General features: G+C 73.4%; 11 protein-coding genes. 7 read left to right on the top strand and 4 right to left on the bottom strand.

Annotated elements, in window-relative coordinates; translation table 11 throughout:
* The first annotated feature begins 313 nt into the window (after positions 1–313).
* From EBN88_RS04735 to EBN88_RS04725, 3 genes are all read left to right on the top strand, one after another.
* Positions 314–1,291, top strand: a complete 978-nt coding sequence (locus EBN88_RS04735; RefSeq protein ID WP_122182524.1) for a beta-ketoacyl-ACP synthase III — start codon at positions 314–316, stop codon at positions 1,289–1,291.
* Positions 1,292–1,371: 80 nt separating this feature from the next.
* Positions 1,372–1,641 (top strand): acyl carrier protein, encoded by a 270-nt coding sequence (locus EBN88_RS04730; protein WP_122182523.1) that lies wholly within the window; start codon positions 1,372–1,374, stop codon positions 1,639–1,641.
* On the top strand, positions 1,638–2,873 hold the full coding sequence (locus EBN88_RS04725) for a beta-ketoacyl-[acyl-carrier-protein] synthase family protein (protein ID WP_122182522.1): 1,236 nt from the start codon (positions 1,638–1,640) through the stop codon (positions 2,871–2,873). Before EBN88_RS04730 ends, EBN88_RS04725 begins: the two co-directional genes overlap by 4 nt.
* A 337-nt stretch (positions 2,874–3,210) precedes the next feature.
* Here the strand turns inward: EBN88_RS04725 and EBN88_RS04720 are convergent, their stop codons facing one another.
* Positions 3,211–5,592, bottom strand: a complete 2,382-nt coding sequence (locus EBN88_RS04720; RefSeq protein ID WP_158621322.1) for an MMPL family transporter — start codon at positions 5,590–5,592, stop codon at positions 3,211–3,213.
* Positions 5,593–5,715: 123 nt separating this feature from the next.
* Between EBN88_RS04720 and EBN88_RS04715 the strand changes: the two genes are divergently transcribed.
* Entirely contained in the window at positions 5,716–6,405 is a 690-nt protein-coding gene (locus EBN88_RS04715; RefSeq protein ID WP_122182520.1) for a TetR/AcrR family transcriptional regulator, read from the top strand.
* Between the two features lie 50 nt (positions 6,406–6,455).
* Here EBN88_RS04715 and EBN88_RS04710 read toward each other — a convergent pair whose 3' ends face one another.
* From EBN88_RS04710 to EBN88_RS04700, 3 genes are all read right to left on the bottom strand, one after another.
* Positions 6,456–7,073, bottom strand: coding sequence for a carbonic anhydrase (locus EBN88_RS04710; RefSeq protein ID WP_122182519.1), 618 nt, complete (start codon positions 7,071–7,073; stop codon positions 6,456–6,458).
* 88 nt (positions 7,074–7,161) lie between these two features.
* Positions 7,162–7,614 carry a hypothetical protein gene (locus EBN88_RS04705; RefSeq protein WP_122182518.1) on the bottom strand — a complete coding sequence of 151 codons (453 nt, stop codon included), beginning with the start codon at positions 7,612–7,614 and terminating at the stop codon, positions 7,162–7,164.
* Between the two features lie 432 nt (positions 7,615–8,046).
* A complete protein-coding gene (locus EBN88_RS04700) occupies positions 8,047–9,270 on the bottom strand; it encodes a cytochrome P450 (RefSeq protein WP_233580458.1) in 1,224 nt (407 codons plus the stop codon).
* Between the two features lie 608 nt (positions 9,271–9,878).
* Between EBN88_RS04700 and EBN88_RS04695 the strand changes: the two genes are divergently transcribed.
* The 3 genes from EBN88_RS04695 (at position 9,879) to EBN88_RS04685 (ending at position 22,171) form a co-directional block, all read left to right on the top strand.
* Positions 9,879–19,292: a non-ribosomal peptide synthetase/type I polyketide synthase gene (locus EBN88_RS04695; RefSeq protein ID WP_122182517.1), complete on the top strand. Its 9,414-nt coding sequence runs from the start codon at positions 9,879–9,881 to the stop codon at positions 19,290–19,292.
* Between the two features lie 81 nt (positions 19,293–19,373).
* Positions 19,374–21,119 (top strand): phytoene desaturase family protein, encoded by a 1,746-nt coding sequence (locus EBN88_RS04690; RefSeq protein ID WP_233580457.1) that lies wholly within the window; start codon positions 19,374–19,376, stop codon positions 21,117–21,119.
* Positions 21,116–22,171, top strand: coding sequence for an MDR family NADP-dependent oxidoreductase (locus EBN88_RS04685; RefSeq protein ID WP_122182515.1), 1,056 nt, complete (start codon positions 21,116–21,118; stop codon positions 22,169–22,171). Before EBN88_RS04690 ends, EBN88_RS04685 begins: the two co-directional genes overlap by 4 nt.
* Positions 22,172–22,197 lie beyond the last annotated feature (26 nt).

Below are 22,197 nucleotides of genomic sequence, written 5' to 3'. Positions count from 1 at the left end.
AAGTCGCAGGTCAGGGCAGTGCAATTGGGAGTCGTTTTCATGTAACGCTGGCAAAATGAAACCCATGCCCAACTACGGCCCGAGAAACGGGAGTTGCGCGGCAATCTCGGCCGGTGCTACGGTCGCCGCCATTGCGACGTCCAGTCGCCCACGCAAGCCAAAACGGAACCTGCCGTTCCCATTGCCCCGTTCGCGTGTTCCCGCCCCAGGCGCCGGCGAAAGCCATCCGGCCACGACAACAGGGCCTCTCTCTGCTCTCCGCAATTCTCAACGGAAGGGGGAAGTATTGAATCCGGCGCCCATCGTCTGCGGAATGGGAACCTCCATTCCCGAACAGGTCGTCACCAATGACGACCTCTCCGAGTTCCTGGACACGTCCGACGCCTGGATACGGCAGCGGACGGGTATCCGGGAGCGTCGGGTGGTGCGTCCCGGCACCTCGACCGGCGACCTCGCGGTGCTGGCCGCCGAGGGCGCCCTGAAGTCCGCCGGCAGCGGCGAGGCCGACCTCGTCATCCTCGCCACCACCACGCCCGACCATCCCTGTCCGGCGACCGCGCCCGACGTGGCGCAGCGCATCGGGCTGACCGGGGTGCCCGCCTTCGACCTGTCCGCGGTGTGCAGCGGCTTCCTCTACGGGCTGTCCTGCGCCGCCGGCTTCATCAGATCGGGCGCCGCCGAGCGCGTGTTGCTCATCGGCGCCGACACCTACTCCACCATCCTCAACCCGACCGACCGCACCACCCGCGCGATCTTCGGCGACGGCGCGGGCGCCATGGTGCTGCGCGCCGGACACCCGGGCGAGCCGGGCGAGTTGGCCGGCGTCACGCTGGGCAGCGACGGCGCGCTCAGGGACCTGATCACCATCCCCGAGGGCGGCTCGCGCCACCCCGTCGGCGACGAACTCACCGCCGAAGGACGGTACTTCACCATGCGCGGCAAGTCGGTCTACCGGCACGCCGTGCAGCGGATGGTGGAGTCGGCCACCCGGGCCTGCGAGTTGGCCGGCTGGCGGCTGTCCGAGGTGGACCACCTGGTGGCCCACCAGGCCAACGCGCGGATCATCAGCGCGGTCGGCGAACGGCTGCGGCTGCCGGCGGAACGCTGCGCGGTCAACCTGGACCGGCTGGGCAACACCGCCGCCGCGTCCATCCCACTCGCCCTCGCCGACGCCGCCACGGCCGGCGCGCTGCGCCCGGGCCACCGGACGCTGCTCACCGCCTTCGGCGGGGGTGCCACCTGGGGCGGGGCGGCCCTGACCTGGCCGGACATCACCCCGGTCGCCGTCTGAACGCCGACCCGCCCCGCCGAACGAACCCATCCGACCCACCCCATCCCATCTCACACCCGAGAGAACGAGGAAGAGTCGACATGACGACCGCCCAGCCCCTGGCGATCCAGGACCAGTTGATCGCCCTGCTCGCCGAGCGCTTCGGACTCGACCAGACCACCATCGACCCCCAGGTGACGTTCAGCTCGCTGGAGTTGGACTCGCTGGCGCTGGTCGAGTTCACCGTGACCCTGGAGGAGGACTTCGGGGTGCCGGTGGACGAGGAGGACGTCACCGCCGAGAACACCGTCGGCGAACTGGCCGCGCTGATGGCCGACAAGCTCACGGCGCAGGGGCAGGCCGCCGGATGACCGTGGGCAACCCACCGTTCCACGCGGCGGTCACCGGCCTCGGCCTGGTGACCGCCGCCGGCGTCGGCACGGAGCGGAGCTGGGAGACCATCGTGGCGGCCCGGCCGACGGCCGCCGAGATCCCCGCCTTCGACGACCTGCCCGTGCGGTTCGGCTGCGCGGCCACGGCCTTCGACGGCAACGCCGCGCTCGGCCGGCGCACCGCGTGGTCGCTGGACCGCTGCACCCAGCTCGCCCTGGTCGCCGCCCGGGAGGCCCTGGCACAGGCCGGCCTCACGCCGGAGGACTGGGACGGCTCCCGGGTCGGCGTGGTGCTGGGCACCGCGCTGGGCGGCATGTCCACCTGGGACAGCGAGTACGCCAAGCTGGCGGCCAAGGGGCCGCGCACCGTCTCCCCGATGCTGATCCCGATGGCGGCGGTCAACATGCCCGCCGGCCAGCTGGCCTCGGCGTTCGGGGCGCGCGGCCCCAACTTCGTCACGGCGACTGCCTGTGCCTCGGGAACGACCGCCATCGGCACGGCGCGGGAGTTGCTGCGCTCCGGCGCCTGCGACATCGTGATCACCGGCGGCACCGAATCCGCCCTGACGCGACTGGTGTTGACCACCTTCGCCAAGATGGGCGCGCTGTCCGGCCGGGGCGAGGACCCGGCCGGCGCCTCGCGACCGTTCGACGCCGACCGCGACGGCTTCGTCCTCGCCGAGGGCGCGGCCGTGCTCGTGCTGGAACGCCCCGAGCACGCGGCCGCCCGAGGCGCCAGGACGCTGGCCAGCGTCAGCGGCTACGGTGCCTCGGCTGACGCCGGCCACGCCACCCGCCCCGACCCCGAGGGCCGGGGCGCCGAGGCGGCGCTGCGCACCGCGCTGGCGGACGCCGGGCTGTCGCCCGATGACATCGGGCATGTCAACGCCCATGGCACGTCAACGCCGTTGAACGACGCCGTGGAGTCCCGGATGATCTCCCGCGTGCTGGGCACGGGCCCCGCCGTCACTTCCGTCAAGGGCGTCACCGGCCACTGCCTGGGCGCCTCCGGCGCCATCGAGGCGGCGGTGGGCGTGCTCACGCTGGAACGCCAGACGGTGCCGCCGACCGCGAACCTGGAACGCCAGGACCCGGACTGCCCGGTCGACGTGGTGGCCGACAAGGCCAGGGAGGGGCGGCTCGACGCCATGGTCAGCCACTCCTTCGGCTTCGGCGGCCAGAACGCGGTCCTCGCCCTGACCCGCCCCTGAACCCGTCCGACCCGCCCCACGGGCCCCGGCCACCCCGTCCCCGACGGTCAGGCCGGGGCCCTCGCGCATCCCAACACGCCGTCGGGGAACCGGCGTTCGCGCCCGGGTGACGGAACCGGCGGCGACGCCCGTTCCCCGGGCCGTTCGCCGGCCCCCTCCGCGCCCTGCGGGAGCGCGCCCTCGCAGGGCAAGGCCCCCGAGTCGGGCGGGCCGGGGGGAAATCGGCGCCGTGCCCGACTCGGGGGCGGGGGTGTCGCGTGGCGTCGGTCCACGCGGCACCCGTGGTGCCCGGTCGGGCCCAGCGCCCGGGGGAAGCGCGGGCCCGACCGGGACGTTCTCAGTCGGCCGGGGCCGACCCGGCGGCGGCCGGCTCGCGGCGCCGCTCTTCCTCCTCCTGCCTGGCCAGCCCCACCGACGCCGAACTCTCCGTCAACTCGACCCGGGGCAGCGCCCGGTCCAGCCATCCGGGCAGCCACCAGTTGGCGCGCCCACAGAGCCGCATCAGCGCCGGAACGAGCGCCACCCGGATCAGCGTGGCGTCGACCAGCACGGCGACCGCCAGGGCGAAGCCCATCTGCTTGACCTCGCTCACCCGGGTCAGCATGAACGCGGCGAAGACCACCATCATGATCACCGCGGCTGCCGTGATCACCTTGGCCGTGTGGACCACGCCCTGGGTGACGGCCCTGGTGTTGTCGCCACTGATCCCCCACTCCTCCTTCATCCGGGAGATCAGGAACACCTCGTAGTCCATCGAGAGCCCGAAGAGGATCACGAAGGTCAACAGCGGCAGATACGCCTGGATATAGCCGGTGCTGGTGAAGTCGAAGAGCGAGGCGCCGGCGCCCTCCTGGAAGACCCAGGTCAGCAGGCCGAACGCCGCGCCCACCGAGACCAGGTTCATCACGATCGCGCTCAGCGGCAGCAGCAGGCTGCGGAACGCCAACAGCAGCAGGACGAACGACAGCCCCAGCACCACGGCCAGCACCAGCGGGGTGGCCCGGGAGACCTCCTCGGAGACGTCGATGGTCTGCGCGGTGAGCCCGCCCACCAGCACGGTCAGCCCGGCGACGCCGGCGGTGGCCTCGGGCACGGCGACGTCCCTCATCCAGTGCACGACATCCACGCTCTCGTCGCTGTCGGCGGCGTGCCGCAGCATCACGTTCATGGCCGTGACATCGCCGGCCGAGCCCACCAGCCGGTCGAGCACGGGGTCGTCGGCGGCCACCAGGGCCGCCACGCCCTCCTCGGTGAGCCCGGCGCCGCCCTGCCGCAGCACGTCGGTCACCGAGATCACCTCGACCACCTCGGGGTGGTCGCGCAGCCGCTCGGTCAACTCATCGACGGCGGCGAGCCGTTCCTCGTCCAGCGGGCCTTCCGGCGAGTCGACCACCAGCTGGACGGGCGTCGCGGCGCCCGGCACGAACTTCTCCGAGACCAGCTCGTAGCCGCGCCCGGCCGGGGCGTCGGAGACCGCGCTGGCGCCCACGTCGAAGCCGAGCCGCAGCTGTGCCGCCGGGAACACCGCGAGCAGCAGCACCACGGCCGTGACCCCGCCGACCAGCACGGGCCGACGCATCACGACCCGGGTCCACCTGGCCCACAGGGAGTCGCTCGGGTCCGTCCGGCGCACGGAACGCTTCAGCCCCGGCACGGCGAGCTTGTTGATCCGGTCCCCCAGCAGCGCCAACACGGCGGGAAGCAGCGTCATGGTGACGGCCAGCATCACGGCGACGGCGATCATCACGCCCAGCGCCATCGTGCGGAAGACGGGCGCCCGCACCAGCAGCAGCCCGGCGACCGAGATGATCACCGTGGTGCCGGAGAAGAGCACCGCCTTGCCGGCCGTGGCCATGGTCGCGCCCACCGCGCCCGGCACGTCGCGGCCCTTGCGCAGGGCGAGTTCCTCGCGCTGGCGGGTGACGGCGAAGAGGCAGTAGTCGATGCCCAGCGCCAGCCCCAGCATGGTGACCACGGCCTGCACGAAGACGTCGAAGCTCACCAGCGAGCTGAGCGCGCCCAGCACCCCGAACGCGGTCAACACGGCGACGACGCCCAGCAGCAGCGGAAGCCCGGCGGCCACCAGCGTGCCGAAGGCGAGGATCAGCACCAGCAGGGCGATGGGCAGGCCGATCGACTCGGCCTGCGCCAGGTCCTTGTCCTGCTGCTCCACCACGGCGGCGTTCAGCGCGCTGGAGCCGGTCAGATAGGCGGAGACCCCACCCTGTTCGCCCTCGACGAGCAGGTCCTGGAGTCGGGGAACGGTGTCCTGCCGGGTCCGTTCGTCGCCGCCCAGGCCCAGCGGGGCCAGCGCGGTCCGGCCGTCCTCGGCGAAGAGCGTGGGGTCGTCGGCGGTGTACGGGTCCTCGACGCTCACCACGCCCGACTCGCCGTCCAGTCGCTCGACGACCCGCTCCACGGCGGCGCGGAACTCCGGGTCCTGGGCGGTGAGTTCGGGCGCGTCGAACACGACGACGGCGTCCTCGGAGACCGGCGAGTCGAACTTCTCGCTCACCAGCTCGGCGGCTCTGGCCGAGTCCGAGCCGTCCACGCCGAGGGAGGAGCCGGTGAGGCTGTCGGTGAACCTCGGCACCAGCAGCCCCGCCCCCACCAGGACGACGAGCCAGACGGCCACCATCCGCCAGGCGTGCTCGGCACACCACACCCCCAGGCGGTAGAGCGCCGGATGCCCGGCGTCCCGGCCCGTGTCGTTCTTCATGCACCCCTCCATCAACTGACTGGTCGGTCGGTAACGTTAGCGCGGGCCGACCGGTCGGTCTAGAGTGACGGGCAAAGATCCGTCCGGATCGGCGGGAAACGAGTCCACGGAAGGCTGGGGCACATGACAGGAGGCGCCGGCGCATCGGCGGGGACGGGCGAGGACCGCAACGCCGAGCGGAGCGCCGCGAGAAGAGCCCAGATCCTCGGCGCCGCCACGGCCGTCTTCGCCCGCCAGGGCTACCACGGCGCGCGGATGGACGACATCGTGCGGGAGTCGGGGCTCAGCAAGGGCGCGCTCTACTGGTACTTCAAGAGCAAGGAGGAGATCGCCGTCGAGCTGGTACGGCGGATGCTCCAGTCCGAGGAGGACTCCCTGGCCGACATGACACACGGCGACCAACGCGCGGCGGCGCCCGACCCCGAGCGTCAACTCCACGCGCTCGCCCAGGCGTTCGCGACGGAGCTGGCCTCGACCCCGGAACGCGCCCCGCTCGCCCTGGAGTTGCTCTCACTCGGCCAGCGCATCCCGGAGATCCGGACGGCGTTCACCCAGTACCACGAGCGCTACACCGACATACTGACCCAGCTGCTGACGGCGGTCTCCCGGGGCGCGGCCTCCGAACGCCAGGCGAGGGCCGGGGCGATGACCCTGGCGGCCATGGCGGACGGGATGGCCCTACACCACGCCCTCTCCCCCTCGCGGGTCAACCTCCAGGAACAACTCGCCGACGCCATCGACGTGTTGATCGCGGGGCTGCGCCACCAGGACGACGGGAACGAGGACGGCCGGGACGGGAGCCGCCGGGACTGAGGGTGGGACTGAGGCGGGTGCGCGCCGCACCCGCCCGCCCGCCCGCGCGTTCACACCAGGGCCTGCGCCTCCATCTCCTCCCGCAAGCGGTACACCTCGACGGTTCCCTTCGCGGTGTAGAACCAGGCGTGCAGCCGCAGTTCGCCGGCGGCGCGGCGGTGGCGCACCTCCGGGTACTCGGACAGATGGGTCAGCTGGGTGACCAGATGGGCCCGGGAGGCCCGGTCCCAGGCCACCTCGTTCAGGGGGCCGGCCGCGAGCCGGCCGGCCGCCGTGTCGCAGGCCACCTTGGAGCGGCCTATCGCCAGCCAACGGCGCATCGCCGGCCGCACGGAGGCGGTGTGACGGTTGAGCAGGCAGGCGACCGCCGTGCAGCGGGAGTGCCCGCAGAGCACGACGTCCCGCACGCTGGGCTCGCGCAGCACGTGTTGGATGGCCGCGATCTCGCTGGAGATCACGTCGGTGCGGTAACGGGGCACGATGTTGCCCATGTTGCGCAGCTCGAACAGCCGCTCGGGGGCGATCCCGGTCAGCCGGGTGGCCACCAGCCGGGCGTCCGTGCAGCTGATGAACAGCGCCTGCTGGTGGCGGGTGAAGTGGGCGCGACGGCCCAGGGGTTCGTCGGTGCGAACGGCGATGGGGCGTGGCTGGTCCAGGCGTGAAGGCATTGCGCGTGCTTCCCCTTCTCTGGGTGGCGAACGGATCGTGGCGACGTGCGCTCACGGCCGGCGGTGCCGGGTCGGGAGCGCGTCGCGGTCAGGTCCGCCAGCTCTGGAGGACGGCTCGGGCGACCCCCGGCGGGGAGTCAACGAGCACCCAGGCGAAATGGAAGCCGGAGAGCGGCGGCCCTCGGCGCTGGTTGGCCGGGATGAGTCCGGGGTGGGAGCAGACCGCCATCGTCGGCAGGCCAGGGCCGCCCGGACCGGGCGCCGCCACCGGGATCGCCCTCCCCCGGCAGCCGCCCATCGCGCGGGCGTCCTCGCGGTCGGACTGGGTGTGCGTGTGCTGCGGCACCGGGCGCTGCAACAGCTCGCTGGCCAGGAAGTGCCCGGGCACCACGCTGTGCTGGTGGTCGAGCGTCAGGCCCCTGGGCGTGAAGGTCAGGCGGTCGACGCCCTGGGTGGGGGTGTGGATGAAGAGTCCCTGCCAGACCATGATGCCGATCAGCAGCGCGCACAGGGCACGCGCGCGGAGCATGGTCCCGGTCACGAAGCGACTCCCGAGTGAGCGCGGCGTCGACCGGTCGGGTCGAGGCGCGGTGAGTTGGGCTGTGCCGCCGCCGAGGCGGGCACGAGCGGCCCCGGCGGGGTGGACGGACGGTGCGGGTGAGCACCGCGAACGGGCGTGGCGGCCCGGAGGCTCAGCCTGACGTCCCGTCAGGCACGGTGGGCTCCACGGGAAGGGAGCCAACGGGCACAGATCGGTGAACGAGCGAGATTAGTTTCTGGCCTCGCGTGGGCATGATGCCCGAGGACGCGGCGCGGCGTTCTCCGCGGGCCGTCCGATCCCGTCTGCTTCCCCACGTCTCTTCCCCCTGCTTCGGTCCTGGTCGCGACCACAGTAACAGCCGACCGACCAGCCAGTCTAGTCCCGTTTATGGGCAACCGGCCCGCCAGACCGTCGAGTTGGGCAGGTGGCCCCTCAGAAGCCGGCGGGGGTGAACCGCACCGGGAGGGACCGTGGGCCACGGGTGAAGACGCCCCGCTCCACCGGCTCGAAGCCGTCGGCGAGGCGGAGGTCGGGCAGGGCGTCGAGGAGTTGGTTGACGCCCGTCTCCACCTCGGCTTTGGCGAGCAGCGCGCCGACGCAGAAGTGCCGGCCGAGCGCGAAGGCCAGGTGGTCGGCGGCGGCGGAGAAGGCGGTCGTGGTGGTGAGGTCGTCGCGGCGGATGTCGAAGCGGTCGGGGTCGCGGTAGCGGGTCTCGTCCCGGTTCGCGGCGCCGATCAGACAGGTGACGGTGGCCCCGGGAGGCACGGTGCCGCCGCTGAGCGTCACCTCGGCCGCCGACTGCCGCATGATCATGTGGACCGGCGGGGTGTGGCGCAGGGTCTCGGCGAAGGCCCGGGGGATCAGACCACGGTCGGCGCGGACGGCGGCGAACTGGTCGGGGTGGCGCAGCAGGTTGGCGAAGAGGCTGGCGATCGCCCTGTCGGTGGTCTCGCCGCCGGCGGCGAGCAGCAGGCTACAGAACGCCCTGATGTCCTCGTCGCTCATCCGCACGCCGTCGATCTCGGCGGCGCACAGCGTGGACAGCAGGTCGTCACCCGGGTTCTCGCGGCGTGCGCGGATGATCGGCAGCATGTACGCGGCGAACTCGACGCGGGTCCGCTCCCCCGCCGCCCTCACCTCCGGGTCGCCCGAGAGGTTGCCGAGGAAGGCGACGACGGACGTGTACCAACGGTGGAAGCGGGGGTGGTCGGCCTTGTCGAGGCCCAGCATGTCGGCGATCACATTGACCGGGAAGCGGGTGGCGTAGTCGGCGACGAGGTCGGCGGAGCCGGCGTGCCGGAAGGCGTCGATCAGTTCACGCGAGTCGCGCTCGATCACGGGGAGGAACCTCTCCCGCAGCTCGGCGCCCCGGAACGCGGGCGCGACCAGGGCGCGGCGCACGGCGTGCTCCCGGCCGTCGAGCTGGAGGATGGTCCTGCCGTGCACCGGCTCGATCTGCCAGGCGTAGTTGTCGGTCGTGAACTCGCCGTTCCTGTCCCGGAAGATCCGCTGGACGTCCTCGTAGCGCGAGACGAGGTAGCTCCGCGTGGCCTCGTGCCAGATGAGCGGCGCGCTCTCGCGCATCACGCGGTAGGCCGGGTAGGGGTCGGCCGCGAACTCGGGTGAGAGGATGTCGGGCACCTGGGGGAGAGACACGGAACGCTCCTCGGATCGGTGTGCGCCGCGGCCCTCCAGGTTATGGAGCGGCCGGCGGACGGAACAGACCGCCCGAAGGCCCCGCGCCGGGAGAGGCGCCCGGGGAACGGTTCTGTCGTTTGGCGATGGCGACCGACCGGGTTCGACGGAACGGTTTCCACGAAGGCCCGAAGCGGGCCCGGGAAACGCCGCATCCCGGGGCGCGTGTTTCCAAAGCACGCCCCGAACCCGCCCGTTCACACCTTCGAACCGGGAAATCAGAAATGCTTTCCCCTGATCGCCTCTTCGTGAATCGGCGCGCGGCCAGGCGCCCTCCCCCCGACGCCACCTCCGCCGGCAACGTCGCACGTCAGGGCCGTTCACGCCGTTCGCTCCGCCGGTGAACTCCCCGTGCGCCGGCGCGCGTTGACGCCACCGAGCGTCACCCACGGAAACACACCGCCTTTACCATGAGGGCACACGATCACATCACCGCACGACCACAGGAATGCCCCTCGGGATATTCCGGTTCTCTTGGCGTGTTGTCCTCTCCCGCGAAACGGCGGGACGGGCAAACGGTCCCCCCTCCTCCGGCTGACCCATCCCCGCGTCATCCCCGAAGGATCACCATGAAGAACTCCGTCCCCGTCCCCTCCTGCCCCGGTGCCCCCGCCTCCCCCGAATCCGGGGCCGACTCCAGGTCCGAATCCGCGTCCGAATTCGGCCCCGGCTCCGGCGGATTCGCCATTGTCGGCATCGGCTGCCGCTTCCCCGGCGGCGCCAACGACCACCGCTCCTACTGGCGCAACCTCGTCGAGGGCCGGGACTGCCTGACCCCCACGCCACGCGACCGCTACGACGTGGCCACCCTGGGCAGCGCCGACCGCGACAAGCCCGGCCGCCTGGTCGGCGGACGCGGCGGCTATATCGACGGCTTCGACGCCTTCGACCCCGCCTTCTTCGGCATCAGCCCCCGCGAGGCGGCCCATCTCGACCCGCAGCAGCGGAAGTTGCTCGAAGTGGCCTGGGAGGCGCTGGAGGACGGCGGCCAGCTCCCCGGGCGGCTGGCCGGCACCGATGTCGGCGTGTTCGTCGGGGCGTTCACCCTCGACTACAAGATCCTCCAGTTCGCCGACCTGGACTTCGAGACACTGGCCGCCCACACCGCGACCGGGACCATGATGACGATGGTCTCCAACCGGATCTCGTACTGCTTCGACTTCCGGGGCCCCAGCCTCTCCCTGGACACCGCGTGCAGCTCCTCGCTGGTCGCCGTCCACCTGGCCTGCGAGTCCCTGCGGCGGGGCGAGACCGGCCTGGCGCTGGCCGGCGGCACGCTGCTGCACTCCGCGCCTCAGTACACCATCGCCGAGACCAAGGGCGGCTTCCTCTCCCCCGCCGGCCGCTCCCGCCCCTGGGACGCCTCGGCCGACGGCTATGTGCGGGCGGAGGGCGTGGCGTTGGTCGCGATCCGGCGCCTGGCGGACGCGCTGGCCGACGGGGACCCCATCCACGCGGTGATCACCGGCAGCGGGGTCAACCAGGACGGCCACACGGCCGGGATCACCGTGCCCAGCGCCGACGCCCAGGTCCGGCTGATCGAACGGGTCTGCGCCGAGGCCGGGATCACCCCGGGCGACCTCCAGTACGTGGAGGCGCACGCCACCTCGACGGCCGTCGGCGACCCGATCGAGGCCGCCGCCCTGGCCCGCGCCCTGCCCGTCGGCCGAACTCCCGGGAACCTGCCCTACGTTGGCTCGGTCAAGGCCAACATCGGGCACACCGAGTCGGCCGCGGGCGTCGCCGGGCTGATCAAGGCCGCGCTGGCGCTGAAGCACCGCACGATCCCGCCGCAGCTCAACATTGAGCGGCTCAACCCGGCGATCGACGAGGCGGCGCTCCCGTTCCGCATCCCCCGGGAGGCGACGCCCTGGCCCGAGCACGAGGGGCCGGCCAGGGCCGGGGTCAACGCGTTCGGCTTCGGCGGCACCAACGCCCATGTGCTGCTGGAGGAGCCGCCGCCCCAGGCCCCGCCCGACGCGCCCGAGTCGCCCCAACCCGCCTACACCGTCCTGCCGTTGACCGCCCGCGCCGAGGAGGCGCTACCCGAGCTGGCCGGCGCGGTGCGGCGCGAGCTGAACGAGGGTCAGCTCGCCGACGTGGCCTGGACGTTGGCGCACCGCAGGGAGCACCTGGGGCGGCGGATGGCCGTCGCCTACTCCTCCGCCGAGGAGTTGGACGAGGCGCTGGCGGCGGCCGAGCGCGGCGAGCCGCACCCCCTGGTCGTCACCGGGCAGCGCCGGGAGGGGCTGCGCCGGCGGCTGGTGTGGGTGTTCACCGGGATGGGCCCGCAGTGGTGGGCGATGGGCCGGCGGCTCTACGCCGAAGAGCCGGTCTACCGGGAGGCGATCGACCGCTGCGACCGGGAGTTCTCGCGGCTGGTGGACTGGTCGCTGCGCGAGGAGCTGCTGGCCGACGAGGAGCGCTCCCTGATGGCGGAGACCTGGCTGGCGCAGCCGGCCAACTTCGCGCTCCAGACGGCGCTTTCGGCGCTCTGGCGGTCCCGGGGCGTGACCCCGGACGCGATCGTGGGGCACAGCACCGGGGAGATCGCCGCGTTCCACGAGGCCGGGGTGTACGACCTGGCGGACGCCGTCGCGGTGGCGGTGCACCGCAGCCGCCTCCAGCACCGGCTGGTGGGCACCGGCGGAATGCTGGCGGTGGGCCTGCCGCAGGCGGAGGCCGCCCGCAGGGCGCGGCGGTACGGCGGGCGGATCGACCTGGCGGCGGTCAACGGGCCCGGCTCGGTGACGCTCGCCGGCGAGTCGGCCGCGCTGGCCGAACTCGCCGAGGAGCTGGGCGGCGAGCGGGTCTTCGCCCGCTTCCTCGACGTGGACGTGCCCTACCACAGCGCCGGAATGCGCCTGATCGAGGGCGAGTTGCGCGAGGCGCTGGCCGACCTCAAGCCGCGCCGCGCCCAGGTGCCGCTCTATCTGACCGCGCTGCCGGGCGCGGTGGCGCGCGGCGAGGAGCTGGACGCCGACTACTGGTGGCGCAATGTGCGGGACACCGTCTGGTTCCAGGCGGCGGTTGACCGCCTCGTCGACGACGGCTTCGAACTGTTCCTGGAGATAGGCCCGCACCCGGTGTTGGGGCACTCCATCGGGGAGTGCCTGGCGCGCCGCGAGGTCGCCGGGCTGGCGCTGCCGTCGATCCGGCGGGGCGAGAACGAGCCGGAACGGTTCGCCCGCACGCTGGGCGCGCTGTTCACGCTGGGCGTTGAGCCGGACTGGCACGCGCTGCACCCCGCCGGCCGGCCCGTCGCCCTGCCGACCTATCCGTGGCGGCACGAGCGGTACTGGACGGAGCCGCCGGCGGTGGCCGGGGTGCGGCTCGGGGAGCGGGACCACCCGCTGCTCGGCCGCAGGCTGCCGGGCGCCGCGCCCGCCTGGGAGACCGCCCTCGACCTGGAACGCGCGCCCTATCTCCGCGACCACCGGGTCGAGGGGCGGGCGCTCTTCCCGGCGGCCGGCTATCTGGAGATGGCGGCGCAGGCGGTGCGCGCGCTGACCGGCGGGGAGCACACGGCCGTCGCGGAGGTGGAGCTGCGCCGGGCGCTGTTCCTGCCGGAGGACCGGGCGGTGCCGGTGCGGCTGACGTTCGCCCCGGAGTCGGCCGCGTTCCATGTGGTGGCCACGGGCGGGCCCGAGCCGGTCACGCACGCCTGTGGCACCGTGCGCAGCGGCCAACCCCGTTCCCTGGGTGCCCCGTTGGACCTGGCGGCGGAGCGGAGACGGGCGGCGGAACGACGCTCGGGGCCCGAGGTGTACGGGCTGCTGGCGGAGCACGGCTACCACTACGGGCCGGCGTTCCAGGGGATCGAGGAGCTGTGGCTGGGGCCCGACGGCGCGCTGGCCCGGCTGCGGCTGCCGGCTGCGGCGCATCAACACGACGGCGGGGACCACCAGTTGCACCCGGTGCTGCTGGACTCCTGCTTCCAGGCGCTGCTGGCCGGGGCGCTCGCCGGCGAGCCGGCGCGGGAGGGCGGCGCGGTGCGGCTGCCGGTGGCGATCGACGAGGTGCGGCTGGGCCCGGTGGGCGAGCGCCCGGTGTGGGTGCGGGCGAGGGTCACCGAGCGGACGGCCGAGCTGCTGGTCGGCGACCTGACGGTGTACGGGGACGACGGGGCGCCGCTGGGCGCGGTGGCCGGCTTCCGCGCCGCCGACGTGGAACGGGCGGCCGGCGCGGTCTCGACGGCCACCGTCGACGGCTGGCTCAGCGCGCCCGCCTGGGACGAACTGCCGCCGCTGGAGCGGGAGTCGGCGCCGCCGCCCGGGCGTCTGCTGGTCCTCGCCGACCCGCCCGGCGGGGTGGCCGACGCGCTGGCCGCGCTGGTCGCCGAGCGGGGCGGCCACTGCCACCTGGTGCGGGCCGACGGCCCGTTGGGGGCGGACGTCGCCGAGGAGGTGGCGCGCTCGCTGGACGGGCTCGGGGCGTGCGACGCGGTGGTGGACCTGAGGGCGCTCGACCAGCCGGCCGCCGATGCCCAACTGTCCCCCGCAGACGCCGCGTTGGGCCCGTATGGGCTGGTGGCGCTGGCCCGGACGCTGCTGGCCTCGGGGCGTTCCGGGCGGCTGCATGTGGTCACCAGGGGCAGCCAGGCGGTGCGCGCCGGGGAGCCGGTGGCGCCGTTCGGGGCGCGCGCCTGGGGCGTGGTGCGGGTGCTGCGCTACCAGGAGCTGACGGGCTGGCCCGGGGTGCTGGTCGACCTGGACGGCGCGGGCGCGGCCGGGCCGCGCGAGGAGGCCGAGGCGCTGCTGGCCGAGCTGTGGGCGGGCGGCGCCGGGGCTGACGGAGTCGGCGGGGCCGGCGAGGACGAGGTGGCGCTGCGCGGCGGGCGGCGGTTCGGCTGCCGGCTGCGGCCGCCGTCGGGGCTGACCCGGCCGCTGCCGCTGCGGCTGCGCGCCGACGGCTGCTATGTGGTGACGGGCGCCTTCGGCGCGCTGGGCCGGCTGCTGTGCCGGACGCTGGCGGCGCGCGGGGCCCGGCGGCTGGTGCTGCTGGGGCGCACCGCGCTGCCGGAGCGCTCCCGCTGGCGTGAGGTCGCCGGGCTGGACGAGCGGACCGCCGAACGGGTCCGGTTCGTCAGCGAGTTGGAGGCGCTGGGGGCACAGGTCACGCCCGTGACGGTGGACGTGACCGACGAGGCGGCGCTCGGCGCGTGGCTCGACGGGCACCGGGCGGCCGCGCTGCCGCCGGTGCGGGGCGTCTTCCACCTGGCGGGCGAGGTGCGGGACACGCTGCTGGCGGGGATGGACCGGGAGACGTTCGCCGCCGTGCACGACCCGAAGGTGCTGGGCGCCTGGGCGCTGCACCGGCGGCTGGCCGGGGAGCCGCTGGAGCACTTCGTGCTCTTCGCCTCGGTCGCGGCCTGGCTGCCGACGGCGGGACAGACCAACTACGCGGCGGGCAACGCGTTCCTGGACGCGCTGGCCCACCACCGCAGGGCGCTGGGGCTGCCGGCGCTGAGCGTGGACTGGGGCCCGTGGGCGACCGGGATGATCGAGGAGCTGGGGCTGGTCGAGCACTACCGGCAGGCCAGGGGCATGACCTCGCTGGCGCCGGCCGCCGGAATGGCGGTGCTGGAGCGGATCGTCGGGCAGGACGTTCCACAGCTGCTGGTGGCCACGGTGGCGGACTGGCCGACGTTCCTGTCCTGGTACACGACTCCGCCGCCGCTGGTCGCCGAGCTGGCCGCTGGCGCCGCCGCCGGCGGCACGGACGGGGCGGGTGGTCAAGGGGCGGCCGGCGCCGAGGAGTTCGCGGCCGCGTTCGCCGCGGCCGACGAGGCCGGGCGGGACCGGCTGCTGGGCGAGCGGTTCGCCGCCGTGGTGGGCGCGGTGCTGCGGGTGCCGGCCGAGCGGCTCGACGCGGAGACGGGACTCCAGCCCCTCGGCCTGGACTCGCTGTTGGCGATGGAGCTGCGGGCGCGGCTGGGTGCCGAGCTGGGGGTGACGCTGCCGGTGGTGGCGCTGCTGAGCGGCGCGACGGTCGGCGAGCTGCGGGGCCAGCTGCGCCAGGAGCTGCTGGCGCGGCTGGCGGAGGGCGATGAGGGCTCGGAGGGGGCGGCCGTTCCGGTTCTCACCGACCCGACCCGCTACCCGCTGACGCAGAACCAGAAGGCGCTGTGGTTCCTCAAGCAGCTCGACCCGGACGGCTTCGCCTACAACATCGGCGGCGCGGTCGAGGTGCGGGCCGCCCTCGACCCGGAGCTGATGCTGGAGGCGTTCCGCCGGCTGCTGGCCCGCCATCCGCAGCTGCGCGCCAACTTCCTTCTGGAGAACGGGAGTCCGGTGCAGCGGATCGCGCCGGAGCCGCGCGAGGACAGCGCGGTCTTCGACGTCGCCGACCAGCCGTGGGAGGCGATCCACCAGCTGATCATCCGCGAGTACCGCAGGCCCTACGACCTGGAACGCGACCCGCTGGTGCGGTTCCGGCTGCTGCGGCGGGCCGACGACCGCTGGATCATCACCAAGGGCGTCCACCACATCATCTCGGACGCCATCTCCACGTTCACCTTCATCGAGGAACTCCTCGCGGTCCACGAGGACCTGCGGCGCGGCGGCACCGGCGAACTGCCCGCGCCCACCACCCACTACCTGGACTTCCTCAACTGGCAGAACACGTTCCTGGCCAGCCCTGAGGCCGAGCGGATGTTCCGCTACTGGCGGGACCAACTGCCCGACACCACACCGGTGTTGACGCTCCCGACGGACCGGCCCCGGCCGGCGGTGCGGACCCACAACGGCGGCTCGGAGTTCTTCGCGCTGGACGAGGAGCTGAGCGCCCGGGTGCACGCGCTGGCCCGGGAGCACCACACCACCGTGTTCATGGTGCTGTTGGCGGCCTACTACCTGCTGCTGCACCGCTACGCGGGCCAGGAGCGGATCGTGGTGGGCAGCCCGGTGACCGGGCGGACCAGGGAGGAGTTCGGCTCGGTCTACGGCTACTTCGTCAACCCGCTGCCGCTCGCCCTGGACCTGTCCGGGGAGCCGACCGTCGCCGAACTCCTGCGCCGGGTGCGGACGGTGGTGCTGGGCGGCCTCGACCACCAGGAGTACCCGTTCGTGCTGCTGGTGGAGCGGCTGGGCCTCGCCCACGACCCGAGCCGCTCGGCGGTCTTCCAGGCGATGTTCATCCTGCTGCACCACCGGGTCGCCACCGAGAAGTACGGCTACCGGCTGGAGTACATCGAACTCCCCGAGGAGGAGGGGCAGTTCGACCTGACGCTCTCGGCGTACGAGGAGGCGGCCGACGGCCGGTTCCACTGCGTGCTCAAGTACAACTCGGACCTGTTCCTGCCCGAGACCGTGGCGCGGATGGCCGGCCACTACACCCGGCTGCTCGACGCGTTGACCCTTGCCGAGGCCGAACGTTCGGCTACCGCGCTGCCGATGCTGGCGGCGGACGAACGCGCCCGGCTGCTGGACGAGTTCAGCGGCGCGCGCGAGACCGTCACGGTGACCCGGCCGGTGCACGAGCTGGTCTCGGGCTGGGCGCGGCGCGCGCCGGAACGGGTGGCGGTGGTGCTGCCCGACGGTTCGGGCGAGGCGATCCGGCTCACCTACGGCGAGTTGGAGCGGCGGGCCGGCGCGCTGGCGCGGCGGCTGCGCGCCCGGGGCGTGCGGCCCGGCGCCGCGGTGGGCCTGTGCCTACCCAAGTCGCCCGCGCTGCTGGTGGCGTTGCTGGCGGTGTGGAAGGCCGGGGGCGCGTGCGTTCCGCTGGACCCCGGCTATCCGGCGGCGCGGCTGGCGACCATGGCGGCCACGGCCGGCGTCGCGCTGACCCTGGTCGACGGGCCGGCGCCCGAGGGGCTGCCCGGCGCCACGGCCGCGCTGGCCGACCTGGAGGGCGCGGCGGACGAGGAGACACCGGGCGGCGCCGGGGGCGGGCCCGCCGGCCTGGACGACCCGGCCTATCTGGTCTTCACCTCGGGATCGACGGGCCGGCCGCGCGCGGTGGCCGTCAGCCACCGCAACCTGGCCCACTCCTACGCCGGTTGGCGGGCCGCCTACCTGCTGGAGAGCGAGGTCGGGGTGCATCTCCAACTGGCCTCGCCGTCCTTCGACGTGTTCTTCGGCGACACCGCCCGCGCCCTGGGCTCCGGCGGCCGGCTGGTGCTGGTGGAGCGCGAGCTGCTCTTCCAGACCGAAGCCCTCTACCGGACGATGCGTCAGGAGAAGGTGGACTGCGCGGAGTTCGTGCCGGCCGTGGTGCGCACCCTCGCCGCCTACTGCGAGTCCACCGGCCAACGGCTGGACTTCCTGCGGCTGTTGGTGGTCGGCTCCGACTCCTGGAAGGTCGGCGAGTACCGGCGGCTGGTCGCCCTGGCCGGGCCCGAGACCCGGGTGGTCAACTCCTACGGCCTGACCGAGGCGGCCGTGGACAGCTGCTTCTTCGATGGCCCGACCGAGGGCATGGACGAGCACCGGATGGTGCCGATCGGCCGGCCGTTCCCCGGCGCCACGCTGTGGGTGCTGGACGAGCGGGGCGAGCCGGTGCCGCCCGGGGTGACCGGGGAGCTGTGGATCGGCGGCGGCGGGGTCGCGCTCGGCTATGTGGGCGAGCCCGAGCTGACCGCCGAACGGTTCCGCACCGACCTGCTGGGCGACGGCCGGCGGCGCTACCGCACCGGGGACCTGGCCACCTGGGACGCCGACGGGCTGGTGTGGCTGCTGGGCCGCGCCGACACACAGCTGAAGGTGCGCGGCCACCGGATCGAACCCGGCGAGGTCGAGGCCGAGTTGCTGACCGTCCCCGGCGTGGCCCAGGCCGTGGTGACCGTGCGGGCCGACGCGGCCGGCGAGCCGGCGCTCTGCGGCTACTGGGTGCCGGGCGTCCCCGGGGACGCGCCCGAGGAGGCCGAGCTGCGCCGCCACCTGGCCGCCGCGCTGCCGACCCAGCTGATCCCCGCGCACCTGGTGGCCGTGGAACGGCTGCCGCTCACCCCCAACGGCAAGGTCGACCTGGCCGCGCTGCCGGCCCCGGCCGCCGGCGGCGACGCCGTTCCCTACGAGGCGCCGGTCACCCTCTACGAGCAGCGGATGGCGGCGCACTGGCGGCGGCTGCTGGGCGTCGAACGCGCCGGGCTGCACCACGACTTCTTCGCGGTGGGCGGCAGCTCGGTGCGGCTGATCGAGCTGATCCACGCGCTCCAGGTCGAGTTCCAGGTGACGATCCCGGTCAGCGAGCTGTTCCGGGTGACCACGCTGCACGGGATGGCCGGCACGGTGGAGGCCGTCGTCACCGGACGGCTGGCCGGGGCCCGCCCCTGGCTGACGTTCAACGCCGACCGGGAGCCGACGCTGTTCTGCTTCCCGCCGGCCGGCGGCCACGGCCTGGTCTACCGGCGGCTCGCCGAGCGGCTGCCCGAGTGGCGGCTGGTCGCGTTCAACTACCTGGCCGGGGACGACAAGGTCGCCCGCTACGCCGACCAGGTCGCCGGGATCGCCCCCGAGGGGCCGCTCGACCTGCTGGGCTACTCGCTGGGCGGCAACCTCGCCTTCGAGGTCGCCAAGGCGCTTGAGGCGCGCGGCCGTTCGGTGCGACGCGTGGTGGTCGTGGACTCGCCCCGGCAGACCGCGACGTTCCAGCTCACCGAGCGGGTGCTCGACGCGTTCGACGAGGAACTCCACGACCATCTGCGCCGCCACACCGGCTCCCGCGTCGTGGCCGAGGAGACCCGCCAACAGGCCAGGGACTACCTGGAGTTCGCCAGCCGCACGCCCAACTCCGGCACGCTGCGCGCCGCGTTGGGCGTGATCACCGAGCGGGGCAACGCCGAGCTGTACGCGCCGGGCGGCGCCGGCAGCTGGCACGGCGCGGGCACGGCCGGAACGGTCGTGCTGCGCGGCGGGAGCGGTCACGCCGAACTGCTCGACGCCGACGGGGTGGAGCACACCGCCGCACTGGTGCGGTCGCTGCTGACCGGCCAGGACGCCGGACAGGACGCCGGCCCGTGCAACGGCGGGGCGCCCCGCTGAGCCCGGGCGCCCGGGGCCGCCCCGGGCTCAGCGGGGCGCGAGACAGCACCAGGAGCGAGAACAGAGGGAGAGCGCAGGAGGATGGCAGATCCACGAGGGACCCGAGAGACCATGATCATCATCGGCGGCGGCCTGGGCGGCCTCGCCACCGGCGCCTACGCCAGGATGAACGGCTACCGCACCCACATCCTGGAGATGCACGAGATCCCCGGCGGCTCCTGCACCTCCTGGGCCAGGGGCGACTTCACCTTCGACTGGTGCGTCTCCTGGCTGCTGGGCAGCGGCCCGGGCAACGAGATGCACCAGATCTGGCTGGAGCTGGGCGCCCTCCAGGGCAAGACGATCCGGCAGTTCGACGTCTTCAACGTCGTCCGGGCCCGCGACGGGCGGGCCGTCTACTTCTACTCGGACCCCGAGCGGCTGCGCCGCCACCTGACCGCCATCTCCCCCGCCGACGCCCGCCAGATCCGGCACTTCTGCCGGAACCTGCGCACCTTCCAACGCGCCCTGGACGTCTACCCGTTCCTCAAACCCGTCGCGATGATGGGCCGCCTGGAGCGGTGGCGGATGATGGCCTCCTTCCTCCCCTACCTCAACGCCATCCGACGGTCCATCACCGAGCTGATGACCGACTACGCGCGGCGCTTCCAACACCCGTTGCTGCGCGAGGCGTTCAACTTCGTGCTCTACGAGAAGCACCCCGACTTCCCCGTCCTGCCGTTCTACTTCCAGCTCGCCTCGCACGCCAACGGCTCGGCCGGCGTGCCCGAGGGCGGCTCGCTGGGGCTGGCCCGTTCCATCGAGGAGCGGTACCGGCGGCTGGGCGGCGAGATCACCTACAACGCCAGGGTCGAGGAGATCCTGGTGGAGGACGACCGGGCCGTGGGCGTGCGGCTGAGCGACGGCCGGGAGTTCCGCGCCGACATCGTCGTCGCCGCCTGCGACATGCGCACCGCCGTGCTCGGGATGCTCGGCGGGCGCTACCTCAACGACACCTACCGCAGGCTCTACACCCGCACCATCGACGAGCCGGGGATGCTCTCGCCCGGCTATGTCTCCCTCTTCCTCGGGCTGCGCCGCGACTTCCCCGAGGCCGACCCCTGCACCACCTACCTCCTCGACCCCGAACTCGCCGACCGGCTCCCGGGGATGCGGCACCCGAGCGTCAACGTCCAGTTCCGCGACCGCCACTACCCCGAGCTGTCCCCCGCCGGAACCAGCGTGGTGTACGCGACGTACTTCTCCGAGGCCGCGCCCTGGCGCGCGCTGCGCGAGGGCCCCGAACAGGCCAGCCGGGTGCGGCGCGGCCAGGTCCTGCACACCCTGCCCGTGCGGCACGGCAAGGCGTACCTGGCGGCGAAGCGCCGCGTGCGCACAACCCTTGAGGCGTTTCTCGACGAGCGCTTCCCCGGGCTGCGGGACGCGGTGGCGGTGCGGGACGTCGCCACCCCGCTGACCCAGATCCGCTACACCGCCGCGCACAACGGGGCGTTCCCCGGCTGGCAGCCGTTCATGGAGGACGGCGGCGAGACCCTGGAACGCGAGATCAACCGCCTGGGCCCGGTCCTGCCGGGGCTGGCCAACTTCTACATGTCGGGCGTCTGGGTCACCGTCGGCGGGCTGATCCGCGCGGCGGCCGCCGGGCGGCAGGTCATGCAGTTCATCTGCCGTGACGACGGGCGGGAGTTCACCGCCGAGATCGACCGGCACCTCCCGCCACCCCGCCAACTCGTCATTCCCGTCGGCCCGTTGGCCGAACAGCCGGCCCCCGCACCGACCCGGCGGCCGGTCACCGTCCCCAACCTCACCGAGGAGCACTCACGTTGAAGAGCGAGAAGTGGGTCGTCCGCGAGCACGTTCCCGGCATCCCCGAGGCGAGCCGCATCTACGAGAAGGTCACCGAGGAGCTGAACGTCTCGCTGCGCGAGGACGAGATGCTGCTGCGGACCCGCTATGTCTCCGTCGACCCGTACCTGGTGGGGCTGTCGCTGGAGACGCCGCTGGGACACCACGTCGGCGGCGACTCCATCATGGAGGTGATCCAGGCCGGCCCCGAGGCGTCGTTCGCCGTCGGCGACCTGGTGCAGGGCTTCGGCGGCTGGCGCACCCACCTGGTCAGCGACGGCCGCGCCTGGGTCTGGCGGTACGGCGGCTTCCCGCTCCGGCTGCCGGCGATGCGCCGCCTGGACCCGGCCGACCACGACGAACGGCTCCCGCTCACCACGGCGTTGGGCATCATGGGCACGCCGGGGATCACGGCCTGGGGCACCGTGACGAAGTTCCTCGACGTCCAGCCGGGGAACACGGTGCTGATCAGCGGGGCCAGCGGCGCGATCGGCACGCTCGCCGCGCAGCTCGCCAAGCGCGCCGGTGCGGCGCGGGTGATCGGCACCACCAGCAGCGAGGAGAAGATCCCCTACCTGGAACGCTTCGGCTTCGACCGGGTGGTGCGCTACCGGCAGGGCGACGACGTGGACGCCACCCACCAGGCGCTGCTGACCGCGACCGACGGCATCGACCGCTACTTCGACAACCTCGGCGGCAGCGTCACCGACGCGGCGTTCCGGATGCTGCGGCCCTACAGCCGGGTCGCCGTGTGCTGGCAGTGGTCCACGACGGTCAACGGCGACTGGATGGGCCCGAGGCTGCTGCCGTACATCATGTTCCCGCGCACGACGATTCGCGGGATCTTCGCCGAGGAGTGGTTCACGGAGGAGAACCTGGCCACGCTCCGCCGCGAGGTGGGCGAACCGGTCCGACGCGGCGAGATCGCCTTCGACGAGACGATCCACCGGGGCTTCGACGCGTTCCCGACGGCGTACCAGAACCTGTATGCCCTGCGGGCGGCCAGCCGGGGGAAGGTGCTGGTGGAGGTCTGACGCTTTCCCTCCGGCGGGCCCATCCG

This window comes from Streptomyces triticirhizae, from assembly GCF_003696235.1.
GTDB lineage: Bacteria > Actinomycetota > Actinomycetes > Streptomycetales > Streptomycetaceae > Streptomyces > Streptomyces triticirhizae.
The sequence above is the reverse complement of the archived record's forward strand: the minus strand, read 5'-3'. Positions and strand labels throughout refer to the sequence as shown.

What these genes read in the sequence shown, in the direction of transcription:
- EBN88_RS04735 (WP_122182524.1), top strand. Translation starts at nt 314, where the DNA reads ATGGGAACCTCCATTCCCGAACAGGTCGTCACCAATGACGACCTCTCC.
- EBN88_RS04730 (WP_122182523.1), top strand. Translation starts at nt 1,372, where the DNA reads ATGACGACCGCCCAGCCCCTGGCGATCCAGGACCAGTTGATCGCCCTG.
- EBN88_RS04725 (WP_122182522.1), top strand. Translation starts at nt 1,638, where the DNA reads ATGACCGTGGGCAACCCACCGTTCCACGCGGCGGTCACCGGCCTCGGC.
- EBN88_RS04720 (WP_158621322.1), bottom strand. Translation starts at nt 5,592, where the DNA reads ATGAAGAACGACACGGGCCGGGACGCCGGGCATCCGGCGCTCTACCGC.
- EBN88_RS04715 (WP_122182520.1), top strand. Translation starts at nt 5,716, where the DNA reads ATGACAGGAGGCGCCGGCGCATCGGCGGGGACGGGCGAGGACCGCAAC.
- EBN88_RS04710 (WP_122182519.1), bottom strand. Translation starts at nt 7,073, where the DNA reads ATGCCTTCACGCCTGGACCAGCCACGCCCCATCGCCGTTCGCACCGAC.
- EBN88_RS04695 (WP_122182517.1), top strand. Translation starts at nt 9,879, where the DNA reads ATGAAGAACTCCGTCCCCGTCCCCTCCTGCCCCGGTGCCCCCGCCTCC.
- EBN88_RS04690 (WP_233580457.1), top strand. Translation starts at nt 19,374, where the DNA reads ATGGCAGATCCACGAGGGACCCGAGAGACCATGATCATCATCGGCGGC.